Here is a 4,661-nt window from a genome sequence, read left to right as displayed (position 1 = left end):
TATAGTTGTTTTAAATAACTTGTAGACGGGCTTCGACTTCGCTCAGCCCTCGGTGTAAGCTAGCTGAGCGAAGTCGAAGCTGTAGTTTTTATTTGAATTATCTATAATTTACGAAAGTGTTGTCACACTTTCGTAAATTGGTATTACGTTGCGATAAGGTTGCTTTTGAGAAGGTCTAGGAGTTTTGAATCTGGAAAAACATCTCCCTTATCTTTTGCAACAAATATCTAGCATTGCCAGTTTTGGAATTACGACCAATTTGCTCTAAATCGTAGGATATTGCCGCAATAGATAAGAAACCTAAATTACTCGATGCCCCTTTAATCGAGTGGGAGAGTTTGCCAATTTGATCGTAATTATTTTCGGCGATCGCCAATTCTAGTTGCGCTAAGCTCTTAGAGGTAGACTGAAAATAGGTTTGTAGGAGTTCGTTTTTAAATTCTTCACTCCCATCAGCAATACTGTCAATATATGTCCAGTCAATCAGGGGCAAGGATTCGTAGGTATTGACAGGCTCTTCAATCGGAGCGCTTCCATTAATAGGGGACTGATTATCGCGATCGCTAACTCCCTCAGGAGCAATCACGCTCTGGGCAAGTATCTTCGCTTCCCATTCAGCGAGTTTTTGAGCGAGATCCTCCTTGCGAATTGGTTTACTTAGATAATCATTCATACCCGAGGCAAGACAGCGATCGCGATCTTCCTTCATCGCATTGGCAGTCATCGCCACAATCGCAATCTTGGATTTTGTCGAATCCAATTGCCGAATCGCCCTCGTCGTCTCATAACCATCCATTTCGGGCATTTGGCAATCCATCAAAATGATGTCATAGTGAATGCATTCTAACAAGGCAAGAACTTCTTTGCCATTGCCCGCCACATCTGCATCATAACCAAAACTACGTAGCTGATGTAAAGCAACTTTTTGATTGATTAAACTATCTTCGGCGATCAGGATTTTTAGCTTAGAAGTTCTGGTAATCGGACGATCGGTCGTCCTTAACGCACCTGCTATAGGGTTTTGATAATGGGGATTAGTAGAGATGACTTGCATCAAAACATCAAGCAATCGAGATTGTTTGATCGGCTTAACAAGGTAAAACTCAAATCCCAATTCCTTGACTCGATTGATGCCTCCGCCCTGATTTAAAGAGGTAAGCATAATCAACTTTGTGTCTTTCAAGATCGGATCGGCTTTGATCTGACTACCCAAACTTTCGCCATCAAGATCGGGCATCTGCATATCCAAAATCGCCAATTGATAGCGATCGCCTTCAGCAATTGCGGCTTGCAAAATAGAGATGACGTGAGATGCGTTTTTGACAGCATCAACGCGCATTTGCCAAGATGTCAACTGATAGGTCAAAATCTTACAATTAGTCTCACTGTCATCGACAATTAACACCCGTACATCCTTAAGGTCAACTTCACGACGGGGCTCTAACTGTTTAATTTCGGCAGGAGATTGCTTCATAAACGATATCTGGAACCAAAATTGCGAACCTTTACCTTCTTCGCTATCAATTCCAATTTCCCCACCCATCAGATCGACAATCTGTTTGCAAATTGCCAAGCCTAAGCCCGTACCGCCATATTTACGTGTAGTGGACGCATCAACTTGAGTAAAGGGCTGAAATAGCTTTTTCTGAGACTCAGGTGATATACCAATACCAGTATCTATTACGCGAAACTCAATCTTAGCAATGGATTCCGTTTCTTCTTTGAGGGAGACCTTAATAATAACTTCGCCCTGTAAGGTGAATTTAATCGCATTACTTACTAAATTTGTAAGGATTTGCCTGAGACGCGCCACATCGCCACATAGATATATAGGTACGTTTTGATGGATTAGAGCGGCAAGTTCTAGCCTCTTTTCCTGTGCCAACATAGCCAGCAAATCAGTTACTTCTTCAACGCAGGTATTAAGATCGAAGCTAATCTCCTCTAATTCCATCTCATTAGCTTCTAGCTTTGAGAAATCAAGAATCTCATTGATTAATGTCAGTAGATTTTCACCACTAATCCTCACCGTTTCGACAAAATCTCTCTGTAGCGGCGAAAGCTTTGTATCGGCAAGCAGCCCTGTCATCCCGAGTACGGCATTCATCGGCGTACGAATTTCATGGCTCATGGTTGCAAGGAAAGCACTTTTCATCTTTGTGGCGATTTCGGCCTGATGACGGGCTTCTTTTAACTCAACATTTTGCAGATAAAGTTGCTCTCGACGCAATGTTTCCTGTTCCAATAGAGTTGCCTGATAAAGAGCAATGCCCACTTGGTTGCCAAGCTCAGTGACAAAGTCCACCTCAAAGTTACGCCAATGCCGAGGCTCGCTACATTGATGAGTTATTAACAATCCCCATAGCTTTTCCTTTTCCAGAATTGGTATTACTAAATTAGCCTGCACTTCAAACCGAGCCATCAATTGCTTATAACAGTCAGTCGTATCTGAAGTTGAGATATTGTCATTAACTACTTTTCTTCCTTGACGATAGTTTTCCCATAGTCCTTGCCGAAAGCAAATATCTTTAACATCCGTATTTAAAGTGGGAATCCAAGGTGGCTCTACGGATTCAACAACAACCTTGCCTTCCCATTCTCCGTCAAAACGATACACCAGAACGCGATCGGCTTTTAGAAATCTTCTTACTTCCTCAACAGTTGTTCTCAAAATATCTTTGATGTTGAGGGATTGACGAATTCTTAAAGTGATTTGGGAAAAGACCAACGATCGCCAGTTTTGCAAGCGGACTTCTTCCTCCACTTGGCGGCGATCGCTAATATCAGTTCCCGTAGCAATAATGTACTCGACTTCATTTTCGGGACTGCGTAAAGCAGTTGTCGACCAAGAAATGCACCGTCGATTACCATCTTTCGTCCGCCAGAAATTTTCATAGGTACATGGCGCGTTCTGACTGGAATGACTTTTAAAAGAGCTATAAACCAATTCTCGATCTTCATCAGATAAAAACAGATTCCCAAAATTTTGATTGCGAACTTCCTCGAAGTAGTAGCCAGTTATACTTTCGCATTGGCGATTGAATTTAATAATTTTGCCTTCTGCATCTAATACAATTACCAAGGCATCAACTGTATCTAGAACCGCGATCGAAAAGTCTCGTTCGTGCTTAATATCGCTCTCTAGAATGCGCCGCGCATTCATTTCTTTATAGATGTTATAGACAAAATAAAGTAATAGTCCCAGCACCCCCAGCCTAGAAATAAAAGTGAGCAAGGAAAAGTTTGTGGCGTTAGTAATTAAGTTTTGGGTTTCATCTTTTAATCGCTTTGATATATCTTCTCTCTCGGAAGCAATTAGTTTTTCCAACTTTATTTCATCTATCTCTGGCTCGTTACTATTATTTTGCCATGATATTTGCTTTTGAGAGACTTCTGTCCCCGCAATCCGAAATAGAAACACCACTTGATGAGAAGTTTGCAATTCTTTGCGAATATAGTGCGCCACATCCAGAATTATTTTTTTATGTGCTTCTCTATCCTGTGGACTATTGATGCTAGTTAAGCGCCCTTCATTACCGCTTGCAATTATTTTCTCTATTGACTGAAGGTCTTCCGCCAATTCTTTTGCCAAAGATTCGTATTTTCTACAGTTCTCTTGATTGCTTTGCAAAAAATATTCCTTTTGGGCAGCTTTAAAGTCTCGCATCCGATCGAGTGGTATTTCAATCGATGCTAATTCCTTCTCTTGTTGGATGTATTTAAGATTAGATTCTTGCAAACCCCGCAGATTTAGAAAGGCAATTACCCCCGTCCCAACCGCCAAAGAAGCCGCAATTCCAATCCAAACTGCAAACTTTTTGAGGGGATTTTTGGCATTTACGACCGTAGGTTGTTTCGCCATTGGCAAGCCAGCAATTCCTGCAAAACTTCGCCTAGTTTCGATGATATATCGTACCTGATTGGCAAGGGCTTTGAGTGCCGTGATTTGCTCCTTGCTGAGCTCTCTGGGCTTGGTATCGATAATGCACAAAGTCCCCAGAGTATATCCATCTACGGTTTTAATCGGAACTCCTGCATAAAACCGAATATCTGGAGGATCGGTTACTAGAGGGTTATCGGCAAATCGTTCGTCTTTTAAGGTGTCAGGAACGATAAAAATATCATCTTGGAGAATAGCATGGGCGCAAAAAGCTAATCTTCTTGGGGTCTCAGTAGCCGCAAGCCCTACTTTTGATTTGAACCACTGCCTTTCTTTGTCAATCAAACTAACTAGAGCGATCGGTACTTGACAAATTTGAGAGGCTAGCTGCGTAATATCATCAAAGCCTTGCTCAGGCTCTGTATCTAAGATTTTGCACTGATAAAGAGCGGCAACTCTTTCTAGTTCATTTGGTGGCTCTTGAGCAGGAATCATTTAAGTTTGAATTTAGAGTTTGCAGCAATGGCTTCTATAGTTAATTCATCTATAGGTTTAGATGCTTTCGTTAGACGCTTTCGTTAGATACTTTCGTTAATTCCCTTGTACTAATGCTTCACTTTAATTAATTCTAATATAGCAATTGGCATAACAGTTTAAGACTGGCTAGCTAGCAAACAAACGCAATGATTGACAGTACATCCGTATTTATATGTTTATTTCATGTTTTATTTCATGTAGTCCTAAAAAGGAAAGTATTTAAATAGGTAAGGATGGGCGGCGC

At 41.2% G+C, this 4,661-nt stretch carries 1 protein-coding gene; it reads right to left on the bottom strand.

What is annotated here, in order from left to right; genetic code table 11:
- Window positions 1-175 precede the first annotated feature (175 nt).
- Entirely contained in the window at window positions 176-4,375 is a 4,200-nt protein-coding gene (locus AC805_RS03045) for a response regulator (protein ID WP_055074049.1), read from the bottom strand.
- Window positions 4,376-4,661: the final 286 nt, after the last annotated feature.

The organism is Pseudanabaena sp. 'Roaring Creek', from assembly GCF_001402795.1.
Taxonomy (GTDB): domain Bacteria; phylum Cyanobacteriota; class Cyanobacteriia; order Pseudanabaenales; family Pseudanabaenaceae; genus Pseudanabaena.
Note: the sequence above shows the minus strand (reverse complement) of the source record. Positions and strands in the feature narration are given on the sequence as shown.